Genomic DNA, 23124 nt, shown 5'->3' with positions numbered 1-23124 from the left:
TCAAGCCTGTGCCTGCGCTTCGTCTTCTTCGTTCATCCGGATGCCCGCCTTGGCGGCACGCTCCGACTCCCGCTCCAGCGCGACCTTGATCATCGCCACCATCGGATCGGCGAGCGCCAGACCCAGGATGCCGAACAGCGTCGATGCCAGAATCTGCGAGGACAGCGTCAGCGCCGGCGGCAGGTCCACCGTGCGACGGGCCACGATCGGCAGCAGCACATAGCCGTCGAAGGTCTGCACCACGAAATAGATGACGATCGCCCACAGGCCGGTGTCGACGCCGGCGCTGAAGCCCACCGCCACCATCAGCACGCCGCTGATGAACGCGCCGATGTTGGGGATGAAGGCGAGCAAGCCCGTGATGATGCCCAGCAGCAGCGCCATGGGCACGCCGGCGATCCACAGCAGCAGCCAGGTGAGCACGCCTTCGAACAGCATTCCGGCCAGCCGGCCTGCGAGCAGCCGGCGCATGGTCGTGGCCATGCGGTTGATGGTGACGGCGAACTCGGCGCGATTGCCGACCGGCACCATCCACTGAAGGCCGCGGTCGTAGATGCGCGGCTCCATCGCGACGAACAGCCCGATGACCATGATCATGAACAGGCTGGTGAACGCGCCGAACACCGTGCCGACCGCGGAGGTCAGCCGACCCACCGATCCCATCGCCTGCTGGACGATCCCGCTCAGGTCGGATCGCCCGGGCATCAGGCCCATGCCGTTCGCCCAGGCGATCAGGCGGTTGCCCTGGACTTCCAGGGTGGAGCGCAACTGCTCGGCCTGGGCGGCGATCTGGACTCCGGTGAGGTAGAAGGTGCCGAGGATGAAGGCGAGGGCCAGCAGCACCACGATCATCAGCCGCAGCCCGCGCCCGATCGGCAGCACGCGCCCGAGCAGCCGCACGCCGCCGTCCAGCATCGCGGCGAACACCAGCCCGCCGAAGATGATGAGCAGCGGCTGGATCAGCAACACCACCAGGCCGGCGGCGATGGCCAGGCCGAACCAGACGGAGGCGCGGCGCAGCTCCGCTCGCACCAGCGGATCGCGCAGCTCGTTCGGGCCGGGCGCGCGCTCGACCTCCACCCCGTCGTGCTTGCTCATTGGGCGCGTTCCGGATGCAGCGAGGTTCCCGCACGGCCACTGCGCAGTGAGGACCACCAGGTCAACGGATTCAGGCTCGTCGTCCCGTCGAGCGAGAAGGTGATGAATTCGGCGCGACCGCCGATGTTCTCCCAGGGCACGGGACCGCCCAGCCCCTGGTCCGCCAGCGAGAAGCGGCTGTCGGCGCTGTTGTCGCGATTGTCCCCCATCAGGAAGACGTGGTCGGCAGGCACGGTGATCGGCCCAAAATTGTCGCCGATCGAGCCCTGTACCGCATCGATCGTGTCATAGGATCGCCCGTTGGGCAGCGTCTCGCGATAGATCGGCAGGCGGCAGAATGCTTCGCCCGCTGCATTGCGCACCTGCGCATCGGGATACTGACCGGCGGGGCAGTGGGTGTTGGCGTCGACCGGGATCATCCGGTCGCCGGCCGCATGCCGCTCGACCGGCTTGCCGTTGAGGTAGAGCATGCCGCCCGACACCTGCACCCGGTCCCCCGGCAGGCCGATCACACGCTTGATATAGTCGGTCTTGGTGCCCGGCGGCGTCACGATCACGACGTCGCCACGTTCCGGCAGGCTGCCGAACAGCCGGCCGTGGAAAAAGGGCAGCAGGTGGAAGGCGGGGGTGACGAACGAATAGCCATAGGGGTATTTGGTCACCACCAGGCGATCGCCGACCAGCAGCCCCGGCATCATCGATTCCGACGGGATGTAGAAGGGCTTGGCTACCAGGCTGTGAAAGCCGAGCACGGCCAGGACCAGCACCAGCAGGTTGCGGATCTCCGCCCCCCAGTCTGTGGGTCGACGCGTCGTTTTGGACGGCTGGTGGGTTTCGGACGGCAGCGCCAGGTCCTCTCCGGTCATCGGACTTCCTGCTGGGCGCCGGGCAGCGCCTCGATGATAACGAACGCCTGCGCCCAGGGATGGTCGTCGGTGAGCGTCAGGTGAATCTTGGGGACGTGCCCCGGCGGGATCAACGCATCGAGCGCCGCCTTGGCTCCGCCCGAAAGCGCCAGGGTCGGTGCGCCCGAGGGCGCGTTAACCACGCCAATGTCGCGCATGAACACGCCGCGGTTGAAGCCGGTGCCGACCGCCTTCGAAAAGGCCTCCTTGGCGGCGAAGCGCTTGGCGAAGGTCCCGGCGCGGGTGAACGGCCGGCGTGCGGCCTTGGCCTGCTCCACCTCGGTGAAGACGCGCTGGATGAACCGATCACCGAACCGGTCGAGCGAATTCTGGATGCGCTCGATGTTGCAGAGGTCGGAGCCGAGCCCGACGATCACCGCGCCGCGTCCATCAGCGCGCGCATCCGCGCGACCACGGGGGCCAGACCGTCGAAGATCGCCTCGCCGATCAGGAAATGTCCGATGTTGAGCTCGCGAACCTGGGGGATGGCGGCGATCGGCACGACATTGTCGAAGGTCAGGCCGTGGCCGGCGTGCACCTCGATGCCGTTCTTGGCGGCCAGCGCCGCGGCGTCAGCAAGCCGCTTGAGCTCGACTTCCCGGGCGGCCTCGTCCAGCTCCGCATAGCGGCCGGTGTGGAGCTCGACCACCGGCGCCCCCAGCCGGACCGCGGCGTCGATCTGCGCCGCCTCGGGCTCGATGAACAGCGACACGCGGATACCCGCATCCCGCAGCGACGCCACCATGGGCGCCAGGGCGTCGAACTGGCCGGCCGCATCCAGCCCACCCTCGGTGGTGCGCTCCTCGCGCTTCTCGGGCACGATGCATGCGGCATGGGGACGATGGCGCAGCGCAATGCCGAGCATCTCCTGGGTCGCCGCCATTTCCAGGTTCAGCGGCACCGGCAGCTCGGCAGAGAGGCGCGCGATGTCGGCATCGGTGATGTGGCGGCGATCCTCCCGCAGGTGCGCGGTGATGCCCTGGGCACCGGCTTCTGCCGCCAGCAGCGCCGCGCGCACGGGATCGGGATAGCCGCTGCCGCGCGCGTTCCGGACGGTCGCGACATGGTCGATGTTGACGCCTAGGCGGATCGGCCCCGTCACGCCGCAGCCCTGCTCCCGGGCTTGATCGCGGGGATCGCCGCCAGTTCCGGCGGCAGGGCGTCCGCCTCGTAGCTCGGAACCTCGAGCCGGATCAGCGGATAGAAGGGCACGCCCAGGTCCGCCTGGCCGTTGGAGCGGTCCACCAGCGCCGCAGCCGCGACGACCTGCCCGCCAGCGGCCCGAATCGACGCGATCGCTTCGCGCGAGGAGAGACCGGTGGTGACGACGTCCTCCATCATCAAAACGCGCGTACCCGGATCGAGGCGGAAGCCGCGGCGCAGTTCGAACGTGCCGGTCGGCCGCTCCAGGAACATCGCCGGGCGGCCCAGCGACCGACCCATCTCGTGCCCCGCGATGACGCCGCCCATGGCGGGCGAAACCACCGCGTCGATCGCGCTGCGCACGTCGCTCGGCAAGCGGGCAACGAGTTCGTCCGCCAGCCGTGCGCCCCGCCTGGGATCCATCAGCACCCGCGCGCACTGGAGATAGCGTGCGCTGTGGCGCCCGGAAGAAAGAATGAAATGCCCTTCCAACAGGGCCTCGGCCGCGCGGAATTCCGCCAGGATGTCGTCGTCTGTCATGGTCGAGGCTCTCTCTAGGCGCAGCCGTGCGGCGCGGCAATCGGCGCGGCAAAAAGAGCCGGTACGCGCTTGAGGCACGGCAAAACGCTGCCTATACCCCTCAACTGGGCCTTTTTTCGGGGTTCCGGATGCGCAAGCCCGCGCGACAAAAACGGGTGGATGGGGATGCGAATGGCTGGAATGGGGCTTTCCGGACTGAAGCTGGCCTTGCTGGGTGCCAGTCTGGCGCTGGCAGCGGGCGGCCATGCGACGACGCCCGCGGTGCCGGCGAGCACGGGCACGCAGGCAGCGACACCGCAGGTGGGGGCGCCGCCTCCCGGATCCGCAGAAGCCCAGCCCGACGGCAGCGTCACGCCTCCAGCCACTGCCGGTGCGGCCCAGCCGGCCGGAGCCGTGGCCGATCCCACGCTCAACGCCGACGGCAGCCCGAAGCTGCGCCCGACCGAGAACAAGGGCCAGCCGAGCCCGCGCGTGCTCGGCATCCAGAACCAGGTGACGCCCAACGGCGAGGAGGCGGCCCGCTTCCACAACAACCTGCTGATGCCGGTCGTCACGCTCATCGTCCTGCTGGTGCTCGCGCTGCTCGTGTGGGTGGTGATCCGCTATCGCGCGGCCGCCCACCCCAACCCGTCGCGCACCTCGCACAACACCACGATCGAGATCCTGTGGACCGCGGTGCCGGTGCTGATCCTGGCCGTGTTCGCCGTCCCCTCGATCCGGCTGCTCGCCCATCAGTTCAAGCCTGCGCCCGACAATGCCGTCACGCTGAAGGCGATCGGCAACCAATGGTTCTGGACCTACGAATATCCCGACAACGGCGGCGTGTCGGTGACTGCGAACATGCTCAAGGAGCGTGACCAGGTCGCGCCCGGCCAGCGTTACCGCACCGATGCCGACGGCCCGCGCCTGCTCGCCACCGACAACCGCATCGTGCTGCCGGTCGGCGTGCCGATCCGGCTGATCACCACCGCCAACGACGTGATCCACAGCTGGGCGATTCCGTCCTTCTGGGTGAAGCTCGATGCGATCCCCGGCCGGTTGAACGAGACCAGCTTCACCATCAAGGAGCCGGGCGTCTATTTCGGCCAGTGCTCCGAACTGTGCGGCGCGCGCCACGCCTATATGCCGATCGCCATCGACGCGGTCTCCCCGGCCGAGTTCGCAGCCTGGATCCGCGCCAAGGGCGGCACCATGCCGGGCGCCGCCCAGCCCTCCACCGCCGCGCCGGCGCAGCCTTCGGCCGACCATGTCGACGACACCGCGACCCCGCCCACGGGCGGCGACGGTCCGACCGTCAACGCGACCGAAACCGCCACTCCCGTCACCCAGGGCGCAACCGGCAACCCGGCCGGCGCCGGCAACGTGGATCAGTAAGCCATGACCGACACCGCCCTGCAGCCGTCTGCGTTCGAGGCGCACTCCCATGATTCGCACGACCATCATGCGGACCACCGCCCTGGTTTCTTCGCGCGCTGGTTCCTGTCCACGAACCACAAGGACATCGGCACCCTCTACCTGATCTTCGCGATCTTCATGGGCGTGGTCGGCGGCGCCATCTCCGGCCTGATGCGCTGGGAGCTGGCGGAGCCCGGCATCCAGCATCTCGGCAGCTGGGCGACTTGGCTCGCCGGGTCGGAACAGAGCCTCGACGAGTCGCTCCACCTCTGGAACGTGATGATCACCGCCCACGGGCTGATCATGGTGTTCTTCATGGTGATGCCGGCGATGATCGGCGGATTCGGCAACTGGTTCGTGCCGATCATGATCGGGGCGCCCGACATGGCGTTCCCGCGCATGAACAACGTGTCCTTCTGGCTGCTGGTGCCCTCGGGCATCCTGCTGCTCGCCTCGCCCTTCTTCGGCGGCGCGGGTACCGGCTGGACGGTCTATGCGCCGCTGTCGACCTATGGCGAGCCCTCGGCCTCCGTCGACATGGCGATCCTGTCACTGCACCTCTCGGGCGCCAGCTCGATCCTGGGCGCGATCAACTTCATCACCACCATCTTCAACATGCGCGCGCCGGGCATGACGCTGCACAAGATGCCGCTGTTCGCCTGGTCGGTGCTGGTCACGGCCTTCCTGCTGCTCTTGTCGCTGCCGGTGCTGGCCGCGGCGATCACCATGCTGCTGACCGACCGCAATTTCGGCACCACCTTCTTCGATCCGGCCGGCGGCGGCGATCCGGTGCTCTACCAGCACCTGTTCTGGTTCTTCGGCCATCCGGAGGTCTACATCATGATCCTGCCGGGCTTCGGCATGATCAGCCATGTGGTCGCGACCTTCAGCCGCAAGCCGGTGTTCGGTTACCTCGGCATGGCCTATGCCATGGTCGCGATCGGCGCCGTCGGCTTCATCGTGTGGGCGCACCACATGTTCACGACCGGCCTGAGCGTGAACACCAAGATGTACTTCACCGCCGCGACGATGATCATCGCGGTGCCGACCGGCATCAAGATCTTCTCGTGGATCGCGACCATGTGGGGCGGCTCGCTGCGCTTCCCGACCCCGATGCTGTGGGCGCTGGGCTTCATCTTCATGTTCACGGTCGGTGGCGTGACCGGCGTCATCCTCGCCAACGGCGGTGTCGACGATTACATGCACGACACCTACTATGTCGTGGCGCACTTCCACTATGTTCTGTCGCTGGGCGCGGTGTTCGCGCTGTTCGCCGGCTTCTACTACTGGTTCCCGAAGATGTCGGGGAAGATGTACAACGAGCTGCTCGGCAAGCTGCATTTCTGGGTGTTCTTCGTCGGCGTGAACGTGCTGTTCTTCCCGATGCACTTCCTGGGCGCCAACGGCATGCCGCGCCGTATCCCGGACTATCCGGACGCATTCGCGTACTGGAACCACATCGCCTCGATTGGCTATGTGATCATGGCAGTCGGGATCGTGATCTTCCTGATCAACCTGGTCGTGTCGCTGGCAAGCGGCCGCCGCGCCGGCGACAATCCCTGGGGGGAAGGCGCGACCACGCTGGAGTGGACGCTGTCGTCTCCGCCGCCCTACCACCAGTTCGAGACGCTGCCGAAGGTCGACTGACCGTCCAGCACCTCCGCAAGCAAAAACGCCCCGGGGAGCATCCTCCCCGGGGCGTTTTCTTTATCCGCTGCCGCCGGAGGTCAGGGGCGGACGAACAGGCTAACCGAAGCCACGTGGTTGACCGCGGTCTCGCCCCCGGTGCGGTTCACCAACTGATTGAGGTATCCCGCCTCGATGGTCGACTTGCCCTTCAGCGGCACCTCGACGCCGACGAAGCTGCGCAGCTGGTCGAAGCCGCCGCGGGCGCCCCAGTCGGTGTCGTTGAGCGCGAACATGGCTTCCGCGGAGAGGAGCGCCTTGAGCGGCTTCGTCCCGCTGGCGATCGGCGTCTCCAGGCGGGCCATCTGGCGCACGCGCAGCCCGGTGTCGCTGAAGCCGTCCACCCAGCGCTGCTCGAATCGCGTGCGCGAGGACAGCTCGGTCGCGCCCGGCACCAGCGTCCATGACAGCTGCTGGAAGCTGCGGTGCTCGTCACGGTCGGGCGCGGGCCCCTCCACCGGCTGCACCACATAGGCATAGCCCTGGTAGACGCTGACCTGATCGTTCAATCGCCAGCCGATCGCCCCCCGCAAGAGGGCCTGCCGCATCTCCGACAATCCTTCCATCAGCCGCGGCTGTGCCTCGACGAAGTAGAGGAGGTCGTCCTTGGCCGATCCGGTGACGGTAACGTTGATCCAGACCTGCTCGTCCTGCGTCGTCCGGGCGAGCGCCGGGGTCGGGGAGATGGCGGCAGCGAGGGCCGCGCAGGCTAGAAGAGTTCGCATGCCGCCTCCTGTATCGCCGCAGGGGGTGGCGGCAACCCTTTCGCGGCGGCGTCCGCCGGACTATACACGGACGCAGCCCATGACGACCGCAGTTTCCCTGACGATGCCCGCCGATTGGCGGGACTTCCTCGCCCTCACCAAGCCGCGCGTGATGACCCTGGTGGTCTTCACCGGCCTGTGCGGCATGCTCGCCGCCCCCGTCGGCATCCATCCCGTGCTCGGCTTCACCGCGATCCTGTGCATTGCGCTCGGTGCCGGTGCGGCAGGCGCGCTCAACCAGTGGTACGAGGCGGATCTGGATGCGCACATGAAGCGCACCCGCGGCCGTCCGCTCCCCGCCGGGCGCATGGACCGGCAGTCGGCGCTGCATTTCGGTGTCGGGCTTGCGGTGTTCTCGGTCGCGCTGATGGGGCTGGCGATCAACCTGGCCGCCGCCGCGATCCTGACCGTCTCGATCCTCTTCTATGTGCTGATCTACACCGTCTGGCTGAAGCGCCGCACGCCGCAGAACATCGTCATCGGCGGCGCGGCCGGTGCTTTCCCGCCGCTGATCGGCTGGGCGGCGGCGACTGGCGAGATCGCGCTGCTGCCGCTGCTGCTGTTCGCGCTGGTGTTTCTGTGGACGCCCCCGCACTTCTGGGCCCTCGCGCTGTTCGTCCGCATGGACTATGCGGCGGCCGGCGTGCCGATGCTGCCGGTGGTGGCCGGCGAACGCACGACCCGTACCCAGATCGGCCTCTACACCATCCCCATGGCGCTGGCCGCGATCGCCCCCTGGCCGCTTGGCCTCGCCGGCCCGATCTATGGCGTGGTGTCGGTTGCGATGACCGCAGTGTTCGGCTGGTTCGCGCTGGGCGTGGCTCGGCGCACGACGGCACCCGAGGGCGATACGATGCAGCCGGAAAAGCGGCTGTTCGGCTATTCGATCCTCTACCTCTTCGTCGTCTTCGGCGCGCTGGTCGTCGACCGGTGGCTGCTGCCGTGACGCCGGAGGAGGAAGCCCTGGTTCGCGCCCGCCAGCGATCGCGTGCGAAGGTGATGGCCTGGCTGCTCGGCGCGCTGGTGGTGCTCGTGTTCGCGATCAGCATCGTCAAGATCCAGGCGGGGATGATGTGACCCGCAACGGCCGCACCGCACTGTTCGCCGGCCTTGCCGCCGTGTCGATGACGGGTCTCGGCTGGGCGAGCGTGCCCCTCTACCGCGTCTTCTGCCAGGTGACGGGGCTGAACGGCACCACGCAGCGCGGCGAGCTGGCGCCCGGCGGCATCGGCGACAAGGTCACCGTGCGCTTCGACAGCAACGTGGCGCCCAACCTCAAGTGGCGCTTTCGACCCGAGCGACCGGCCGAGACGATCGACATCGGCGCGCGCGACATGGCGTTCTTCACCGCCAAGAACCTGACCGACCGCCCGATCACCGGCACGGCCACCTTCAACGTGACCCCCGCCCAGGCGGGCAAGTATTTCACCAAGATCCAGTGCTTCTGCTTCACCGAGCAGACGCTCCAGCCGGGCGAGGAGGTGCGGATGCCCGTGATCTTCTACGTCGATCCCAAGCTCGCGAGCGATCCCGACACCCGCGACGTGCGCGTGATCACCCTGTCCTATACGTTTTACCCGGTGGATTCCCCCCGAACGCCAAGCTAGACCTTTGCGGACAAGAGAGGATGGGGACGACGATGGCCGGAACCAAGAACCACGATTATCACATCCTGCCGCCGAGCCCGTGGCCGATGCTGAGCAGCTTCGCCGCGCTGGTGCTGGCCGTGGGCGGCATCATGTACATGCGCGATGCGGCCTATGGCGGCCTGGTATTCGGCGCCGGCCTGATCGCGGTTCTGGCCTGCATGGGCCTGTGGTGGGCCGACGTGATCCGCGAAGCGCGCGCCGGCGATCATACCCCCGTCGTGCAGCTTCACCTGCGCTACGGCATGGTGCTCTTCATCGCCTCCGAGGTGATGTTCTTCCTGGGCTGGTTCTGGGCCTGGTTCGATTTCGCGCTGTTCCCGGCAGCCGTCCAGTTCAACCATGAGGACGGCGTCTCGCTGATCGACTCCGCGTCGCAACTCGCGGCGCAGTGGCCGCCGGCCGGGATCGAGGTCCTCGACGCGTTCCAGCTTCCGCTCCTCAACACCTTCCTGCTGCTGCTCTCGGGCACGACGATCACCTGGGCCCATCATGCGCTGATCCACGGGCAGCGCGGTGGCCGCCGCGTTGGCCTGTGGGGCCTGCTCGGCGTCGGCGAGGACGATGGCGTCAAGAAGGGCCTGTGGCTGACGATCGTGCTCGGGCTGCTGTTCTCGTGCATCCAGGCGTATGAATATGCCCACGCGCCCTTCCCGTTCGGGACGATCAACTACACCTCCGCCTTCTACATGGCGACGGGCTTCCACGGCTTTCACGTCATCGTCGGCACGATCTTCCTGATCGTGAACCTGGTGCGGGTGTACCAGGGCGACTTCACGCCGCGGCAGCATTTCGGCTTCGAAGCGGCGGCCTGGTACTGGCACTTCGTCGACGTGGTCTGGCTGTTCCTGTTCGTCACCGTCTATGTCTGGGGCGGATGGGGCGCGCCGGTCCACGCAGGCTGACGTGACCGGCCCCGCCGGCACGCCGCCGGAACCCCTGGCGGCCGCGACCGGCGGGCTTTGCCCGCGCTGCGGGGCGAAGACGCTGTTTGCCGGCTTCATCGCCTTTGCCCCCAGCTGCACCAACTGCGGCCTCGACTTCCTCCAGTTCAACGTGGGCGATGGCCCCACGGTGTTCCTGACGATGGGCATCGGCACGCTGGTGACGGTGCTCGCCGTCGTGGTCGAGCTGCTCTTCTCGCCGCCGACGTGGCTGCACGTGGTGCTGTGGCTGCCGCTCACCCTGGGCGGCGTGGCGGTGTCGCTGCGCTTCACCAAGGCGCTGCTGCTCGCGCTGGAGTATCGCAACGCCGCGCGCGAGGCGCGGCTGACGAGCGACGAGCCATGAGGCGGCTTCCCGCCGTCGCCACTGCAGCGGTGCTGCTGGCGGTGGCCGCGATGCTCGCTTTCGGCTTCTGGCAGCTCCACCGGGGGGACCAGAAGGAGGCGATGATCGCCCGCTTCACCGCCAACGCCGGAAAGGACGTCCTCCCCCTTCCCCGCGCCCCCACCGACGATCTGCAGTTCCGCCGCGTCACCGCGCAATGCCTCGCGGTGACAGACTGGAGCGTCAGCGCCGGTCGCACCGAAGACGGCACCCCCGGGTGGCGCCACATCGCCCACTGCAAGACCGGTCTGCACACCGCGACGTTCCGCGCCGACATGGGCGTCGGCAACGATCCCAAGCTGCGCCCCGGGTGGCAGGGGGGCCGGGTCACGGGCCTGCTGACACAAGCCCCGACCGGCACGCCCGCCATTGCCGCGGCCTTCGGCGCGCGGGCGGCAAAGGTGTGGATGATCGTCGCCGAGACGCCCCCACCCGGCCTTGCGCCCAGCCACCAGCCCGATCCCGCCGACGTCCCCAACAACCATCTCGCCTATGCCGTGCAGTGGTTCGCCTTCGCCGCGATTGCGGCTGCCATCTATGCGCTGGCACTTCGGCGGCGCCTGAAGGGCTGACGCGCTTGTGCCCTCCCGGCCGGGGGGCTAACGCCTCCGCATGCGCTATGTGAGCACCAGGGGGAATGCGCCGGTCCTCGATTTCGAGGGCGCGACGCTGGCAGGGCTGGCCGCCGACGGCGGACTCTACGTGCCGGAGGCGTGGCCGACGCTCTCGCGCGAGCAGATCGCGGACCTCGCCGACCTCCCCTACGCGGAGACGGCGGTACGCGTGATGCTCCCCTTCGTGGGCGACAGCCTGAGCGAAGTCGAGCTGCGCGACCTCTGCCAGCGCGCCTATGGCACCTGCTTCGCGCATGCCGCGGTCACCCCGCTCGTGCAGCTCGACCATCGCCACTGGCTGCTGGAGCTGTTCCACGGGCCGACGCTCGCGTTCAAGGACGTGGCACTCCAACTGCTCGGCCTGTTGTTCGAACGCTTCCTGACCGGCCGGTCGGAGCATGTGACGGTGATCGGCGCAACCTCGGGCGACACCGGCTCGGCGGCCATCGACGCGCTTGCCGGCCGCACCGGCGTCGACATCTTCATGCTCCACCCGCATGGCCGCGTCTCCGACGTGCAGCGGCGGCAGATGACGACCGTGCTCGCGCCCAACGTCCACAACATCGCCATCGACGGCAGCTTCGACGACGCGCAGGCGCTGGTGAAGGCGATGTTCAACGCACCGGATTTCGCCGGCCGCTTCCACCTGTCGGCAGTGAACTCGATCAACTGGGCCCGGCTGATGGCGCAGGTGGTCTATTATTTCTACACCGCCGTGCGCCTGGGCGCGCCCGAGCGGCCGGTCGCCTTCTCTGTCCCCACCGGCAATTTCGGCGACGTGTTCGCAGGCTATGTCGCACAGCGCATGGGCCTGCCGGTGGCCAAGCTGGTGGTCGCGACCAACGTCAACGACATCCTCCACCGCGCGCTCTCGGCGGGCGATTATTCCACCGGCACCGTCACCGCCACCGACACGCCGTCGATGGACATCCAGGTGAGCTCCAACTTCGAACGGCTGCTGCACGATCTCGGCGGCCGCGACGGAGCGGCACTCGCGCTGCAGATGCAGGGGTTCGAGACCAGCCGCGCGATGCAGCTGAGCGGCGCGCACCGAGACGGTGCGGCTGCTCTCTTCACCAGCGCACGCATCGACGCGGACGGCATGATGGGCGCCATGCGCTGGGCGTGCGAGCGCACGGGCGAGCTGATCGACCCGCACACCGCCATCGGCCTCGCCGCCGCGCGGGAGCTGGACATTGCCCCCGAGGTTCCCGTCGTCACGCTCGCCACCGCCCATCCGGCCAAGTTCCCCGACGCGGTCGAGCGCGCGACCGGCCACCGGCCGGCCCTGCCCGCCCGCGTCGGCGACCTGTTCGAGCGCGAGGAACGCTGCGACCGCCTGCCCGCCACGTTCGAAGCGGTGACCGGCTATATCGCCGAGCGTGCGGTGGCGCGCGCGTGAAGCTCGTCAGCCTGATCGGGGAGCCCTGGCCCGACTATGGCCTGGTGGACTCCGGCCATGGCCGCAAGCTGGAGCGCTACGGCCCCTATCGCTTCATCCGTCCTGAGCCGCAGGCGATGTGGGCACCGGCCTCCCCGGATTGGGATGCGCACGGCGAGTTCGTGCCCGGATCGGACGAGGAAGGCGGCGGCCGCTGGCAATTCGACAAGCCGGTACCGCGCGAGGGCTGGCCGCTCGCCTGGAACGAGGTTCGCTTCACCGCGCAGAACACGCCGTTCCGCCACCTCGGCTTCTTTCCGGACATGGCGCCGGTGTGGAGCTGGATGCGCGAGCAGCTGGACGGTGCGCAGGATCCGGAGTGCCTCAACCTGTTCGGCTATACCGGCGTCGGCACCCTCGCGCTCGCCTCGGCCGGCGCCCGGATGGTGCACGTCGACGCATCCAAGAAGTCGGTCGAGGCCGCGCGCGGCAACGCCGTGCTCTCGGGCATGACCGACCTGCCGGTGCGCTGGCTGGTGGAGGACGCCAGCAAGTTCGTCGCACGCGAGGTGCGTCGCAACCGCCGCTACGACGGCATCCTGCTCGATCCGCCCAAATGGGGCCGCGGCCCCAATGGCGAGGTGTGGAAGCTGGAGGACCATCTCCCGGGCCTCATCGCCGACTGCCGCCAGCTGCTGGACGAAAACTCCCGCTTCCTGTTCCTCACCGTCTACGCGGTGCGCATGTCCGCCCTCGCGATCGGCGAGTTGCTGCGCCAGACGCTCGCGGATCTGGGCGGCACGGTGGAATGCGGCGAGCTCGGCGTTCGCGAGGAAGCCCGCGGCCTGACCCTCCCCACCGCCATCTTCGCCCGGTGGCGGCGCTAGCGGCTATTCTCTAGCGAAGCGCAGCGCGGCGCCAGCCACGAACGGGGCGCCGGCCATCAGCAGCAGGCTGGTTGCCGCGACCAGCTTGAGGCCGGAACTGCCCCCCTCCAGCGCGCCGGCGCCGAAGACCAGCAGGGGGAGCGCGAAGGGCAGCATCACCATGCCGGCGACCGCGCCCGCACCGCGCAGGCCGGCGACCAGCGCGGCGGTTGCGACGGCCAATGCAGCCAAGCCCGGAGTGCCGAGCAGAAGCCCGAGTTCCAGCCGCCACAGCACGTCCGCCGGCATCTCCAGCAGCGCTGCGCTGAGCGCCGCCGCCAGCATCACACCGGGTCCGAAGCCGATCCAGTGGCCCAGAATCTTGGCGAGCGCGACACCGGCGCCGGAGAGGCCGCGCACCGCGAACTGGTCGATCACGCCCGCCTCGAGGTCCGGCAGCACCAGCCGTTCGACCGGCAGCAGCGCGGCGAGCAGCGCGGTCGCCCACACCACTCCGCCGCCGATCCGCGCGAGCAGCTTCGCGTCCGGGCCGATCGCAAACGGGAACAGCGTCGCCACCAGCAGGAAGAAGGCGAGCGTCAGCATCAGCCCGCCGCCGCTCCACGCGCGGCGCAGCTCGCGCAGCACGATAGCGATCATGCCGCCGGCTCCAGCGGCAGCAGGCGGGCACCGGGCAGCGCCACCGGCACATGGCTCGCCACCAGCACGATGCCGCCGCCGGCGCGGTGCCGTGCCACCAGCCCCTCCAGCAGGGTGGTCGAGGCGGCGTCGAGGCCGTTGACCGGCTCGTCCAGCAACCAGATGGCGGCACCGCCCGCGACCACCCGCGCCAGCGCCGCGCGCCTACGCTGGCCGGTCGACAGCATCCGCACCGGTACTTCCGCGAGCGCCCCGAGCCCCACTGCCTCCAGTGCGTCCGGCACCCGCCCGCGCGCCCCATCGAGCGCCGCCCAGAACCCGACGGCGTCGGCAAGCGTGCGTTCCGGATCGAGTGCGGCGGCCTCCGCCAGCAGCGCCCGCGCGCCGCTCGCGTCGACCCGGCCCGCGGCCGGGGCGAGCAGGCCGGCGGCGATGCGGATCAGGCTGGACTTGCCGACGCCGTTGGGCCCGGTCACCAGCGCCGCCTCCCCGGCGGCAAGCGCAAGGCTGAATCTCTCGAACAACAGCCGCCCGCTACGTAAGCAGGCAACGTCGTCCAGCACGAGCGCCGCCGTGCTCACGCGCCCGCGGCTTCCTCCAGCGCGTGCATGTCGGCGTCCGACAGGCCGAAATGATGCCCCACCTCATGCACCACGACATGGGTAATGAGCGCTTCCACGGAGACGCCGGTCTCCACCCACTCGTCGAGCAGGGCGCGGCGATACAAGTGGATGCGATCGGGCATGGCAGCGCCGGTCCAGGCCGATTTCTCGCCCACCGGCAGGCCGTGGTAGAGGCCGGTCAGCGCGAACGGATCCTCGATGCCCATCGCGTCCAGCGTCTCGTCGTCCGCGAACTCCTCGACCAGCAGCACCACGTCCTTCAGGTGCTCGGCGAACGGTTCGGGGATGCGGGCGAGCGCGGCGCGCGCCAGCGCCTCGATGCGGGCGGCGTCTGGGGCGAACTGCAAAGGCGCTTGCTCGGACATGGCTTCGTCCATAGGCCTTGCCGGCAAGGCCGCACAAGGAGGGTCGAATGGAGCTGTTGAACGAGGCGGAGCGCGCCGATGCGCTCGACGGACTGCCGGACTGGGACCATGACGACGCGCGGGACGCAATCACGCGCAGCTTCACCTTCGACAATTTCAGCCAGGCCTTTGCCTTCATGACGCAGGTGGCGCTGCTGGCGGAAAAGGCCAACCATCACCCGGAATGGTCGAACGTCTGGAACCGTGTGGACATTCTCCTGACCACGCACGACGCGGGCGGACTGTCGTACCGCGACATCGACATGGCCCAGGCGATCGACGCCCTGGTGGAATAACGGACCCTCTGGCGTCCCCGCCCGTTGGACGGTCGATGCCGAACCGATCCGACCGCCCGATGCGGCTGGGCTTTCCCGTCAAGGTGATGGGCAAGCCCGAGCTCAAGAGCAACGACACCCGCCGCTGGCAGGCGGGTCCGCACCTCAAATGCTCGCTCGAGCATGTCGACCGCGTGCTCGACTATTGCGCGGCCAAGGGCATCTCCATGTACCGGCTGTCATCGGACCTGGCGCCCTATGCCACCCATCCGGACATGCAGCAGTTCCACGCCATGGTCGCGGAGAGCGACGCGGAGCTCGCCGCGTTCGGCGCCAAGGCGCGGTCGCTGGACATGCGGCTGTCGTTCCACCCGTCGCAATACATCCTGCTCAACAGCCCCAATCCGGAGCTTACCGCCAAGAGCATCCAGGATCTCGCCAGCCAGTCGGAAATGCTCGACCGCATGGGGCTGGACGACGAGGCGGTGGTCATCACCCATGTCGGCGGCGTGTATGACGATCGCGAGGCGGCGCGCGCCCGCTGGATCGAGGGCTGGGAGCAGTGCCCGGAGCATGTCCGCCGCCGGCTGGTGCTCGAAAACGACGACCTGCGATTCTCCGCCGCCGACGTGCTGTGGATCCACGAGCGTACCGGCGTCCGGCTGATCTTTGCCTATCAGCATTTCTGGTGCCTCAACCCGGAAGGGCTCGACCTGCGCGAGACGCTGGAGCGCTTCATGGCGAGTTGGCCCGAGGGCGTGCGGCCCAAGATCCACTTCTCCTCGCCGCGCACCGAGATGCGTGAGGTGAAGCAGAAGATCACGCCCGCCAAGCGCGGCAAGGCGGCCAAGGACGAGGTCACCAAGGCGCCGGTGAAGCCGAACGCGCGCGTGAAGACCGTGCTGCGCCCGCCGGTGTGGACGGGACATGCCGACTTCACCAACCCGTTCGAATTCGCGACCTTCATGCGCACCGCAGAGGGGCTCACTTTCGACGTGATGCTGGAGGGCAAGTCCAAGGACCTCGCCCTCATCAAGCTGCGCGGCGACCTGCTGCGCTATGCCCCCGACGTGGCGGCTAGGTTCGGCATCCATGCCGAGGACGCCGCCGCGCTCGCCGCTGACGATGCCGCGCTGGAGAACGGCGTGGATGCCGAGGACGCGCCCGACGTGGACGAAGGCGCCGCCTGAGCCCCGGGATACCCGGCGCCCTCCGCTCGTTGCGTTCCAGACCATTCCAGGAGACTCGCATGCTTCGCTCCCTCCTCATCGGCCTCGTCGCGGGCCAGCGCGCCATGACCCCGCTCGCGCTCGTCGCGGGCGCCGCTCGGCGCGACCGCCTGCCCAAGGATGCGCCGGCGCGCGATCTGCTCGCCCATCCGCTGGTCGCGGGCGGGGCGGTGGCACTCGCGGCGGCGGAGATGGCGGGCGACAAGATGCGCACCGCACCCGACCGCACCGTCGTGCCGGGCCTGATCGCGCGCACTGCCACCGCAGCCTTCGCCGGTGCCGCCCTGGCCCCTGCCGAACAGCGCAAGACGGCCGCGGTACTGGCAGCGGCGACCGCGATCGCCGCCTCGTACGTGGGCTTGTCGCTGCGCATGCGGGCGCTGCGCCGCTACGGCCAGGACAAGAGCGGCTTCGTCGAGGACGCGCTGGTCCTGGGCAGCGGATTGGCCATCACGCGCTGACGCGGCCACCATCGTGCTCCTGCGAAGGCAGGAGCTCAGGGCCACACGCGCTGCGTTCCGTGACCCTGGCCCCCGGCCTCCGCCGGGGTACGGGGCGTCAGCAGTCGCCGACCTCGCTCAGCAGCGCCTGTACCCGGGCGGCGCGCTCCGCGGCATCCTCGATGCGCTCGGCCAGCACGTAACGCTCGCCCTTCGCCTCCAGCCCCTCGGCCTTCAGCTTCGCCTTGCCATAGGGCGTGAGCGCGATGCCGCCCGGACCCGCATCGACGCGCGTGACCTCGGCGAGCCGCGCCAGCTGGCGGATACGGGCGACCGTCATCAGCTGCTGGGCGTCCTCCGGCAGTTCGCCGAACCGGTCCTCCAGTTCCTCCTCGAAGCCGTCGAGCGCCGCCTCGTCGGCCAGCCGCGCAAGCCGGGCATAGAGCGTCAGTCGCACCTCGGCTTCCGGGATCCAGTCCTCCGGCAAGCGGCCCTCGATCCCCAGGTTCAGCTCCGGCGTCCACACCGTCACCTCCTCTCCACGCGCCGATCGCAGCGCGAGGCCCAGCAGATGCTGGTAGAGATCTACGCCGATCAGCTTCATGTGCCCGGCCTGTGCCTCGCCCATCAGGTCGCCAGCGCCGCGCATGTCGAGGTCGCGGGCGGAGATCGCAAATCCCGCACCCAGCCGGTCGAACGCCTGCAAGGTCCGCAGGCGCTTGAGCGTGGACTCGGCGATCTCGGCACCGGCTTCGGTCATCAGCAGCACCTGCCCGCGGCGACCGCCACGCCCCACCCGACCGCGCAGCTGGTGGAGCTGGCTCAGCCCGAAGCGGTCTGCGTGGTGGACGATCATCGTGTTGGCGCGCGGCACGTCCAGCCCAGCCTCGATGATGTTGGTGGCGAGCAGCACGTCGCCCGCGCCATTGGCAAAGGCGACCATCGCCTCGTCGATCTCGGCCGCCGGCATCTTGCCGTGGCCGGTGACGAGCCGAAGCTCCGGCACCAGCTTCTTCAGCTCCGCCTCCAGCGGTGCCATGTCCTCGATCCGGGGCACCACCACGAAGCTCTGCCCGCCGCGACCCTTTTCACGCAGCAGGGCGCTGCGCACCGTCACGGGATCGAAGCTGGCGATGGCGGTACGGATCGGCTGGCGGCGTGCCGGCGGCGTTGCCAGGATCGACAGCTGCTGCAGGCCGACCAGCGCGGTCTGCAGCGTGCGCGGGATCGGCGTGGCCGACAGCGCCATGACGTGCCCCGCGCCCAGGTCGCGCAGCTTGGCCTTGTCGGCCGCACCGAAGCGCTGCTCCTCGTCGATCACCACCAGCGCGAGGTCGTGGTACGCCACTCCGGCACCCGCCACGGCGCCGGTGCCGATCACCACCCGGATCGATCCGTCGGCAAGGCCGGCCTTGACCTCTCTCTTCTCGGCCTCGCTCGACAGGCGGGAGAGGCCGGCGACGGCGATGCCGGTGCCTTCGAAGCGTTTCTGGAACGTCTCAAGGTGCTGGCGGACCAGCACCGTTGTGGGTGCCGCGATCGCCACCTGGCGGCCGGCGAGCGCGACCATCGCGGCCGCGCGCAGTGCCACCTCGGTCTTGCCGTAGCCGACGTCGCCGATCACCAGCCGGTCCATCGGCTTGCCCGAGGCGAGGTCGTCGCGCACGGCCGCGATCGCCCGCGCCTGGTCCGGGGTCTCGGTAAAGGGGAAGCCGGCGGCGAAGCGCTCATAGGCGGAGGGATCGGGCTCGATCGGGTCGGTGGTGCGCGCGTCGCGCTCGGCGGCGAGTGCAGCGAGGCCCTTGGCGCTCTCCGCCACCGCGGCGTCGATTGCGCCGCGCCGCTTCTCCCAGCTCGACCCGTCGAGCGAGTCGAGTGTCACCGAATCGGCGTCGGCGCCGTAGCGCCAGATGCGGTCGGCCTCGGCGACCGGCACCAGCCGGCGGCCTTCGCGCGCATAGCCGAGCATGATCGCGTCGCCGCCGTGCTCACCCGGCAGCGTCTCCAGCCCCATCACGGTCCCGATGCCGAAGTCCTCGTGCACCACCACGTCACCGATGCGCAGTTCGCCGGCACCCGCGAACAGCGGGTCGATCGCGGCAACCGCGTTGTCCTCGGCCAGCGCGCGTCCGCCGAGCAGGTCGGAGGCGGCGACCACCGCGAGTCCTTCGACGCGGAACCCGCGTTCGATCGGCGCGACCAGGGTCGCGACCGTACCAGGCCCGAGCGCCCGCGCAGCCTGCCAGCTGGCGACCTCCTGGGGCTCGGTCTTGAGCAGCTTCCTCACCCGCGCGCCCAGGAAGCGCAGATCGCGGCGCGATCCGACCAGCAGCAGCGCGCCCTCCTCCAGTGCGGCGCGCCCGAACCGCGCAAAGCCGCGCGAGGGCTGGCGCTGCTCGACGAAGCGCGGCGGTACTTCCCCGCCCTTCGGCAGGGCGAGCGTATCGGCCCCGGCCAACTGCGCGTTCCAATCGCTGTCGGACACGACGCCGGCGTTTGCGCGACGACGCTTGGCGCCGTCCTCGGCGAGCGCCAGGAAGCGTTTCCGACGCTTCTCGGCACCGGGGTCGCTGGCAATCGCGACCGGGGGCAAGTGCGCGAAGAGCGATACGCCTGCCGCACCCACGCCGATGCCGGGCTCCATGGCCCGGCCGATCTCGATGGTGTCCAGCGTCTCTTCGGAACGCTGCGTCGCGGGATCATATCCGCGGATCGCGGCGATCCGTCCCTCCACCACCTCGATCCGGACCGGGCGCGGGGCGTCCGCGGGGAAGATGTCGACCACGCCGCCCCGCACCGCGACCTCCCCGGGCTCATCCACCCGGTCGTCCGTGAAGTAGCCGATCGCCTCCGCCTCGGCACGGAAGGCCTCCGGATCGAGTTCGTCGCCGACCGTCAACGCCGGCGGCGCCGCATCGAAGCTTTCCACCGGCGGCAGCAGCGGCACGGTCGCCTCCGCCGTGGTGATGCAGGCAAGCCGCGGGCGCTTGGCGTCCCCCGCCAGCAGCCGCAGCCGGCGCAGCGCCCCCACGCGCCGCCCCACATTGGCGGCGGAGGGCGGCGCATCGTCGCCCGGGATCGCGTCGCTCGACGGCAGGTGCACCACCGCCGCGTCGGGAGCGAGGGCGGCCAGCGCCGCGGCAATGCGTTCGGCGCGCTGCTCGTCGGCGGCGATGAACAACAGGTCCTGGTTCGCAACTGCGTCCGCCAGGGCGGCGGCAAGCGCCCCATAGGGCATGGGATCGGCGGTCGGCATCAGGCGGCGCCACCGGCGCGCACGGGCAATGGGTGCATCGGGAACTCCAGCACGCCGGGCGGCGCGTGCGGGTTCAAACGAGCGCAGCCCAGCCGCGTTCCTTGGTCACTCGGCCTTGGCGATCCAGTCTGCGAGCGAGCATTCGCGGGTGGGACCGATCTCCGCATCCATGCTGTTGCGCATGATCTCCAGCGCCCATTTGGTGCGCTGTGGATCGCTGCTGGCGACGGCATCCTCGGGCACCCACAGGTCGTACGCCCGCATATGCGCGTCCGCGGCGGTGAACAGCACGCAGATGTCGGCGGCCACCCCCGTCAGGATCAGCCGGCTGACCCCCAGCTTGGGCAGCAGCACCGGCAGGTTGGTCGAATAGAAGCCGGAGAACTGCGGCTTGATGATGAAGTAATCGTCCTTGCGCGGCGCCAGCTTGCGGGTGAGTTCGCGCCCCGGTGCATCGCTCTCCGTCACGTTTTCGACCAGGCGCGAGCGTTCGGAATGCCATTCGCCGTTGTTGTCGTTGACGTAGATGACGGGCACGCCCGCCGCGTCCGCCGCCGCGCGCAGCGACAGGATCGGCTCCGCAGCCGCCTCCGCCGCCTCCTGCAACGGGGCCGCGTCCTCGAAATCGAGCGCATTGATCATGTCGATGATCAGCAGCGCCGTCTTGCCGGGCGCCTGTTCCGTGTCCGCCATCGCCTCTCTCCTCGCCGCCGGCGCTTGCGAGCCGGTGGATCGTTCCAGCGCGCGGGGGAGGCACCTGGTTCCGCTCGCCCTAACCCGGCTGCGGACGCGATCGCCGCCCCCGCGCCTAGTCGAAGAGGCCGTCCTGCGTGTTCACCGGGGGCTCGATGCCGAGGTGCTTCCACCCGGCCGAGTTCAGGCAGCGCCCGCGTGCCGTGCGCGCCACCATGCCGATCTGGATCAGATAGGGTTCGATCACTTCCTCGATCGTGTCGCGCGGCTCGGAAAGCCCCGCCGCCAGCGTCTCCACGCCGACCGGGCCGCCGCGGTACACGTCGGCGATCATGGTCAGGTAGCGCCGGTCCATCGCGTCCAGACCCTGGTTGTCGACCTCCAGCCGGTTCAGCGCGGTATCGGCCGTGCGCGCGTCGACCGTCTCGGCGCCCGCGACATTGGCGAAGTCGCGCACGCGGCGCAGCAGCCGCCCGGCGATGCGCGGCGTACCCCGCGCGCGCCGGGCGATCTCGCGCGCACCATCGGAGGCGACATGCAGGTCGAGCAGCCCGGCCGCCCGCGTCACCACCCGCTCCAGCTCGTCCACCGTATAGAATTGCAGCCGCACCGGGATGCCGAAGCGGTCGCGCAATGGCGTCGTCAGCAGGCCCTGGCGCGTGGTGGCGCCCACCAGCGTGAAGCGCGGCAGGTCGATCCGCACGCTCCGCGCCGATGGTCCCTCGCCGATCATCAGGTCGAGCGCGCGGTCCTCCATCGCCGGATAGAGCACCTCCTCGACCGCCGGATTGAGGCGGTGGATCTCGTCGATGAACAGCACGTCGCCGTCCTCGAGATTGGTGAGCAGCGCGGCCAGATCGCCCGACTTGGCGATGACCGGACCCGAGGTAGCGCGGAAGCCGACGCCCATCTCGCGCGCGACGATCTGCGCCAGCGTCGTCTTGCCGAGCCCTGGGGGGCCGAAGAACAGCACATGGTCGAGCGCGTCGCCCCGCGAGCGCGCCGCGTCGATGAACACGCGCAGATTCTCGCGCGCGGCTTTCTGGCCGACGAACTCGTCCAGCGAACGCGGGCGAAGCGCGGCGTCGACGTCCTCGCCACGCCGGGCGGGCGTCAGGATGCGATCGGCATCGCTCATCGGCTTGCCGGCCCCATGGAGGACGGGATTGCGGCCTTCGGATCGAAGATGTCCATGATTCGTTCCGTACCGATGCACCCCGCCCCCTGTCGAGGCACATCGCACGCCGTTAGGCTGACGCGATGACCGATCGCCCGCCCCTGTTCGTCATGACGCCGCTCGCATCCGAGATGATCGAGCAGCTGGAGCAGCGCTTCACCGTCCACCGCGGCGGTGGTCCGGAGGACACCCGCGCCATCGTCGCTGGTGGCGCAAGCGTCATCGACGCCGCCATGATCGAGGCCCTGCCCCAGCTGGAGATCATCGCGATCAACGGCGTCGGCTATGACGGCATCGATCTGGAGGCGGCCCGCGCCCGCGGCATTCGCGTCACGACCACCCCGGACGTGCTGACCAAGGACGTCGCGGACCAGGCGATCGCACTCATGCTGGCGGTGCAGCGGCGGATTGCCGTCAACGACCGAATGGTGCGCGACGGCGGCTGGATGGTCCCTCCCGGCCGCCAGGCGAGCGGCCGCCGCATCGGCATCTTCGGCCTCGGCCGCATCGGCCGCGCGATCGCACGCCGCGCCGAGCCGTTTGCGGCCGAACTTCTCTACACCGCCCGCCATGCCAAGCCGGACCTGCCCTGGCGGTTCCTGCCCGACATCCGCGCCCTGGCAGCCGCTTCGGACGTGCTGATCCTGTCTGCCCCGGGCGGCGAGGAAACGCAGCACATCGTCGGGGCCGAGGTGCTTGCGGAGCTTGGCCCCGACGGCGTGCTCGTCAACGTCGCGCGCGGCAGCCTGGTGGACGAGGCGGCGCTGATCGCGGCGCTCGCCGAGGGGCATATCGCCGGCGCCGGGCTGGACGTGTTCGAGAACGAGCCGGACGTACCGCGCGCGCTTCGTCACATGGACCATGTCGTGCTCGCCCCCCACCAGGGGAGCGCCACCGTCGCCGGCCGCGCCGCCATGGCCGCGCTGGTACTCGCCAACCTCGACGCTCATTTTGCGGGGAAGCCGTTGCCGACGCCGCTGGTCTAAGCGGTCTCCTTTCA

At 69.5% G+C, this 23124-nt stretch carries 26 protein-coding genes; 14 read left to right on the top strand and 12 right to left on the bottom strand.

The window, feature by feature from the left end; genetic code table 11:
* From VPH46_RS08350 to pyrE, 5 genes are read right to left on the bottom strand one after another with little or no spacing between them, the layout of a single operon-like run.
* Positions 1-1098: an AI-2E family transporter gene (locus VPH46_RS08350; RefSeq protein ID WP_239434417.1), complete on the bottom strand. Its 1098-nt coding sequence runs from the start codon at positions 1096-1098 to the stop codon at positions 1-3.
* A complete protein-coding gene (lepB, locus tag VPH46_RS08345; protein WP_125959322.1) occupies positions 1095-1964 on the bottom strand; it encodes a signal peptidase I in 870 nt (289 codons plus the stop codon). The genes VPH46_RS08350 and lepB overlap by 4 nt, the downstream gene beginning before the upstream one ends.
* Positions 1961-2380 (bottom strand): holo-ACP synthase, encoded by a 420-nt coding sequence (gene acpS / locus VPH46_RS08340; protein WP_416610411.1) that lies wholly within the window; start codon positions 2378-2380, stop codon positions 1961-1963. The genes lepB and acpS overlap by 4 nt, the downstream gene beginning before the upstream one ends.
* The gene (locus tag VPH46_RS08335) at positions 2377-3105 is read right to left on the bottom strand and encodes a pyridoxine 5'-phosphate synthase (protein WP_416610410.1); all 729 of its coding nucleotides are present in this window, start codon (positions 3103-3105) and stop codon (positions 2377-2379) included. The genes acpS and VPH46_RS08335 overlap by 4 nt, the downstream gene beginning before the upstream one ends.
* Entirely contained in the window at positions 3102-3686 is a 585-nt protein-coding gene (gene pyrE / locus VPH46_RS08330) for an orotate phosphoribosyltransferase (RefSeq protein WP_416610408.1), read from the bottom strand. Before pyrE ends, VPH46_RS08335 begins: the two co-directional genes overlap by 4 nt.
* Before the next feature lie 165 nt (positions 3687-3851).
* Here pyrE and coxB point away from each other — a divergent pair, with 165 nt between their 5' ends.
* Both coxB and ctaD read left to right on the top strand, forming a co-directional pair.
* Positions 3852-5060, top strand: a complete 1209-nt coding sequence (coxB, locus tag VPH46_RS08325; protein WP_416610406.1) for a cytochrome c oxidase subunit II — start codon at positions 3852-3854, stop codon at positions 5058-5060.
* A gap of 3 nt (positions 5061-5063) precedes the next feature.
* Positions 5064-6728, top strand: a complete 1665-nt coding sequence (ctaD, locus tag VPH46_RS08320; RefSeq protein ID WP_239434411.1) for a cytochrome c oxidase subunit I — start codon at positions 5064-5066, stop codon at positions 6726-6728.
* A gap of 80 nt (positions 6729-6808) precedes the next feature.
* Here ctaD and VPH46_RS08315 read toward each other — a convergent pair whose 3' ends face one another.
* Positions 6809-7492 (bottom strand): DUF2490 domain-containing protein, encoded by a 684-nt coding sequence (locus VPH46_RS08315; RefSeq protein ID WP_132883330.1) that lies wholly within the window; start codon positions 7490-7492, stop codon positions 6809-6811.
* A gap of 79 nt (positions 7493-7571) precedes the next feature.
* Here VPH46_RS08315 and VPH46_RS08310 point away from each other — a divergent pair, with 79 nt between their 5' ends.
* The 8 genes from VPH46_RS08310 to VPH46_RS08275 are packed head-to-tail and all read left to right on the top strand — an operon-like array spanning position 7572 to position 13388.
* Complete coding sequence (locus VPH46_RS08310; protein ID WP_416610403.1) at positions 7572-8477, top strand: heme o synthase; 906 nt, start codon at positions 7572-7574, stop codon at positions 8475-8477.
* Positions 8462-8608 (top strand): hypothetical protein, encoded by a 147-nt coding sequence (locus VPH46_RS08305; RefSeq protein ID WP_416610401.1) that lies wholly within the window; start codon positions 8462-8464, stop codon positions 8606-8608. Before VPH46_RS08310 ends, VPH46_RS08305 begins: the two co-directional genes overlap by 16 nt.
* Positions 8605-9138: a cytochrome c oxidase assembly protein gene (locus VPH46_RS08300; protein ID WP_416610399.1), complete on the top strand. Its 534-nt coding sequence runs from the start codon at positions 8605-8607 to the stop codon at positions 9136-9138. Before VPH46_RS08305 ends, VPH46_RS08300 begins: the two co-directional genes overlap by 4 nt.
* A 32-nt stretch (positions 9139-9170) precedes the next feature.
* Complete coding sequence (locus VPH46_RS08295; RefSeq protein ID WP_125959330.1) at positions 9171-10082, top strand: cytochrome c oxidase subunit 3; 912 nt, start codon at positions 9171-9173, stop codon at positions 10080-10082.
* Positions 10042-10467, top strand: a complete 426-nt coding sequence (locus tag VPH46_RS08290) for a DUF983 domain-containing protein (protein WP_416610397.1) — start codon at positions 10042-10044, stop codon at positions 10465-10467. The genes VPH46_RS08295 and VPH46_RS08290 overlap by 41 nt, the downstream gene beginning before the upstream one ends.
* The gene (locus tag VPH46_RS08285) at positions 10464-11078 is read left to right on the top strand and encodes an SURF1 family protein (RefSeq protein WP_416610395.1); all 615 of its coding nucleotides are present in this window, start codon (positions 10464-10466) and stop codon (positions 11076-11078) included. Before VPH46_RS08290 ends, VPH46_RS08285 begins: the two co-directional genes overlap by 4 nt.
* Before the next feature lie 40 nt (positions 11079-11118).
* On the top strand, positions 11119-12522 hold the full coding sequence (gene thrC / locus VPH46_RS08280; RefSeq protein ID WP_416610393.1) for a threonine synthase: 1404 nt from the start codon (positions 11119-11121) through the stop codon (positions 12520-12522).
* Positions 12519-13388 (top strand): class I SAM-dependent methyltransferase, encoded by an 870-nt coding sequence (locus VPH46_RS08275; RefSeq protein WP_416610391.1) that lies wholly within the window; start codon positions 12519-12521, stop codon positions 13386-13388. Before thrC ends, VPH46_RS08275 begins: the two co-directional genes overlap by 4 nt.
* A gap of 3 nt (positions 13389-13391) precedes the next feature.
* Here the strand turns inward: VPH46_RS08275 and VPH46_RS08270 are convergent, their stop codons facing one another.
* The 3 genes from VPH46_RS08270 to VPH46_RS08260 are packed head-to-tail and all read right to left on the bottom strand — an operon-like array spanning position 13392 to position 15015.
* Positions 13392-14027, bottom strand: coding sequence for a heme exporter protein CcmB (locus VPH46_RS08270; protein WP_416610389.1), 636 nt, complete (start codon positions 14025-14027; stop codon positions 13392-13394).
* Positions 14024-14608 (bottom strand): heme ABC exporter ATP-binding protein CcmA, encoded by a 585-nt coding sequence (gene ccmA, locus VPH46_RS08265; RefSeq protein ID WP_416610387.1) that lies wholly within the window; start codon positions 14606-14608, stop codon positions 14024-14026. The genes VPH46_RS08270 and ccmA overlap by 4 nt, the downstream gene beginning before the upstream one ends.
* A complete protein-coding gene (locus tag VPH46_RS08260; protein WP_416610385.1) occupies positions 14605-15015 on the bottom strand; it encodes a metallopeptidase family protein in 411 nt (136 codons plus the stop codon). The genes ccmA and VPH46_RS08260 overlap by 4 nt, the downstream gene beginning before the upstream one ends.
* A 47-nt stretch (positions 15016-15062) precedes the next feature.
* On the opposite strand from VPH46_RS08260, the gene VPH46_RS08255 reads away from it, so the two are divergent.
* The 3 genes from VPH46_RS08255 to VPH46_RS08245 are packed head-to-tail and all read left to right on the top strand — an operon-like array spanning position 15063 to position 17019.
* On the top strand, positions 15063-15350 hold the full coding sequence (locus VPH46_RS08255; protein WP_125959337.1) for a 4a-hydroxytetrahydrobiopterin dehydratase: 288 nt from the start codon (positions 15063-15065) through the stop codon (positions 15348-15350).
* A gap of 35 nt (positions 15351-15385) precedes the next feature.
* Positions 15386-16519 (top strand): UV DNA damage repair endonuclease UvsE, encoded by a 1134-nt coding sequence (gene uvsE, locus VPH46_RS08250; RefSeq protein ID WP_416610383.1) that lies wholly within the window; start codon positions 15386-15388, stop codon positions 16517-16519.
* 59 nt (positions 16520-16578) lie between these two features.
* Positions 16579-17019 (top strand): DUF4126 domain-containing protein, encoded by a 441-nt coding sequence (locus tag VPH46_RS08245; RefSeq protein WP_416610381.1) that lies wholly within the window; start codon positions 16579-16581, stop codon positions 17017-17019.
* Positions 17020-17116: 97 nt separating this feature from the next.
* Here the strand turns inward: VPH46_RS08245 and VPH46_RS08240 are convergent, their stop codons facing one another.
* The 3 genes from VPH46_RS08240 to ruvB all read right to left on the bottom strand — a co-directional run bounded on the left by VPH46_RS08240 (position 17117) and on the right by ruvB (position 22085).
* A complete protein-coding gene (locus VPH46_RS08240; protein WP_416610379.1) occupies positions 17117-20254 on the bottom strand; it encodes a TRCF domain-containing protein in 3138 nt (1045 codons plus the stop codon).
* A 105-nt stretch (positions 20255-20359) separates the two neighbouring features.
* Positions 20360-20947 carry a cysteine hydrolase family protein gene (locus VPH46_RS08235; protein ID WP_125959339.1) on the bottom strand — a complete coding sequence of 196 codons (588 nt, stop codon included), beginning with the start codon at positions 20945-20947 and terminating at the stop codon, positions 20360-20362.
* Between the two features lie 115 nt (positions 20948-21062).
* Positions 21063-22085: a Holliday junction branch migration DNA helicase RuvB gene (gene ruvB / locus VPH46_RS08230; RefSeq protein ID WP_416610377.1), complete on the bottom strand. Its 1023-nt coding sequence runs from the start codon at positions 22083-22085 to the stop codon at positions 21063-21065.
* A 122-nt stretch (positions 22086-22207) separates the two neighbouring features.
* Here ruvB and VPH46_RS08225 point away from each other — a divergent pair, with 122 nt between their 5' ends.
* On the top strand, positions 22208-23110 hold the full coding sequence (locus tag VPH46_RS08225; RefSeq protein WP_416610375.1) for a 2-hydroxyacid dehydrogenase: 903 nt from the start codon (positions 22208-22210) through the stop codon (positions 23108-23110).
* Positions 23111-23124: the final 14 nt, after the last annotated feature.

This window comes from Sphingomonas sp. MJ1 (PH-R8), assembly GCF_048058635.1.
GTDB lineage: Bacteria > Pseudomonadota > Alphaproteobacteria > Sphingomonadales > Sphingomonadaceae > Sphingomonas.
Note: the sequence above shows the minus strand (reverse complement) of the source record. Positions and strands in the feature narration are given on the sequence as shown.

Coding starts and splice junctions, on each gene's coding strand:
- thrC (WP_416610393.1), top strand. CDS start 11,119: ATGCGCTATGTGAGCACCAGGGGGAATGCGCCGGTCCTCGATTTCGAG.
- lepB (WP_125959322.1), bottom strand. CDS start 1,964: ATGACCGGAGAGGACCTGGCGCTGCCGTCCGAAACCCACCAGCCGTCC.
- uvsE (WP_416610383.1), top strand. CDS start 15,386: ATGCCGAACCGATCCGACCGCCCGATGCGGCTGGGCTTTCCCGTCAAG.
- VPH46_RS08285 (WP_416610395.1), top strand. CDS start 10,464: ATGAGGCGGCTTCCCGCCGTCGCCACTGCAGCGGTGCTGCTGGCGGTG.
- VPH46_RS08295 (WP_125959330.1), top strand. CDS start 9,171: ATGGCCGGAACCAAGAACCACGATTATCACATCCTGCCGCCGAGCCCG.
- VPH46_RS08225 (WP_416610375.1), top strand. CDS start 22,208: ATGACCGATCGCCCGCCCCTGTTCGTCATGACGCCGCTCGCATCCGAG.
- VPH46_RS08310 (WP_416610403.1), top strand. CDS start 7,572: ATGACGACCGCAGTTTCCCTGACGATGCCCGCCGATTGGCGGGACTTC.
- pyrE (WP_416610408.1), bottom strand. CDS start 3,686: ATGACAGACGACGACATCCTGGCGGAATTCCGCGCGGCCGAGGCCCTG.
- VPH46_RS08235 (WP_125959339.1), bottom strand. CDS start 20,947: ATGGCGGACACGGAACAGGCGCCCGGCAAGACGGCGCTGCTGATCATC.
- VPH46_RS08245 (WP_416610381.1), top strand. CDS start 16,579: ATGCTTCGCTCCCTCCTCATCGGCCTCGTCGCGGGCCAGCGCGCCATG.
- VPH46_RS08315 (WP_132883330.1), bottom strand. CDS start 7,492: ATGCGAACTCTTCTAGCCTGCGCGGCCCTCGCTGCCGCCATCTCCCCG.
- ctaD (WP_239434411.1), top strand. CDS start 5,064: ATGACCGACACCGCCCTGCAGCCGTCTGCGTTCGAGGCGCACTCCCAT.
- VPH46_RS08270 (WP_416610389.1), bottom strand. CDS start 14,027: ATGATCGCTATCGTGCTGCGCGAGCTGCGCCGCGCGTGGAGCGGCGGC.
- ruvB (WP_416610377.1), bottom strand. CDS start 22,085: ATGAGCGATGCCGATCGCATCCTGACGCCCGCCCGGCGTGGCGAGGAC.
- VPH46_RS08350 (WP_239434417.1), bottom strand. CDS start 1,098: ATGAGCAAGCACGACGGGGTGGAGGTCGAGCGCGCGCCCGGCCCGAAC.
- VPH46_RS08290 (WP_416610397.1), top strand. CDS start 10,042: ATGTCTGGGGCGGATGGGGCGCGCCGGTCCACGCAGGCTGACGTGACC.
- coxB (WP_416610406.1), top strand. CDS start 3,852: ATGCGAATGGCTGGAATGGGGCTTTCCGGACTGAAGCTGGCCTTGCTG.
- VPH46_RS08255 (WP_125959337.1), top strand. CDS start 15,063: ATGGAGCTGTTGAACGAGGCGGAGCGCGCCGATGCGCTCGACGGACTG.
- VPH46_RS08240 (WP_416610379.1), bottom strand. CDS start 20,254: ATGCCGACCGCCGATCCCATGCCCTATGGGGCGCTTGCCGCCGCCCTG.
- VPH46_RS08260 (WP_416610385.1), bottom strand. CDS start 15,015: ATGTCCGAGCAAGCGCCTTTGCAGTTCGCCCCAGACGCCGCCCGCATC.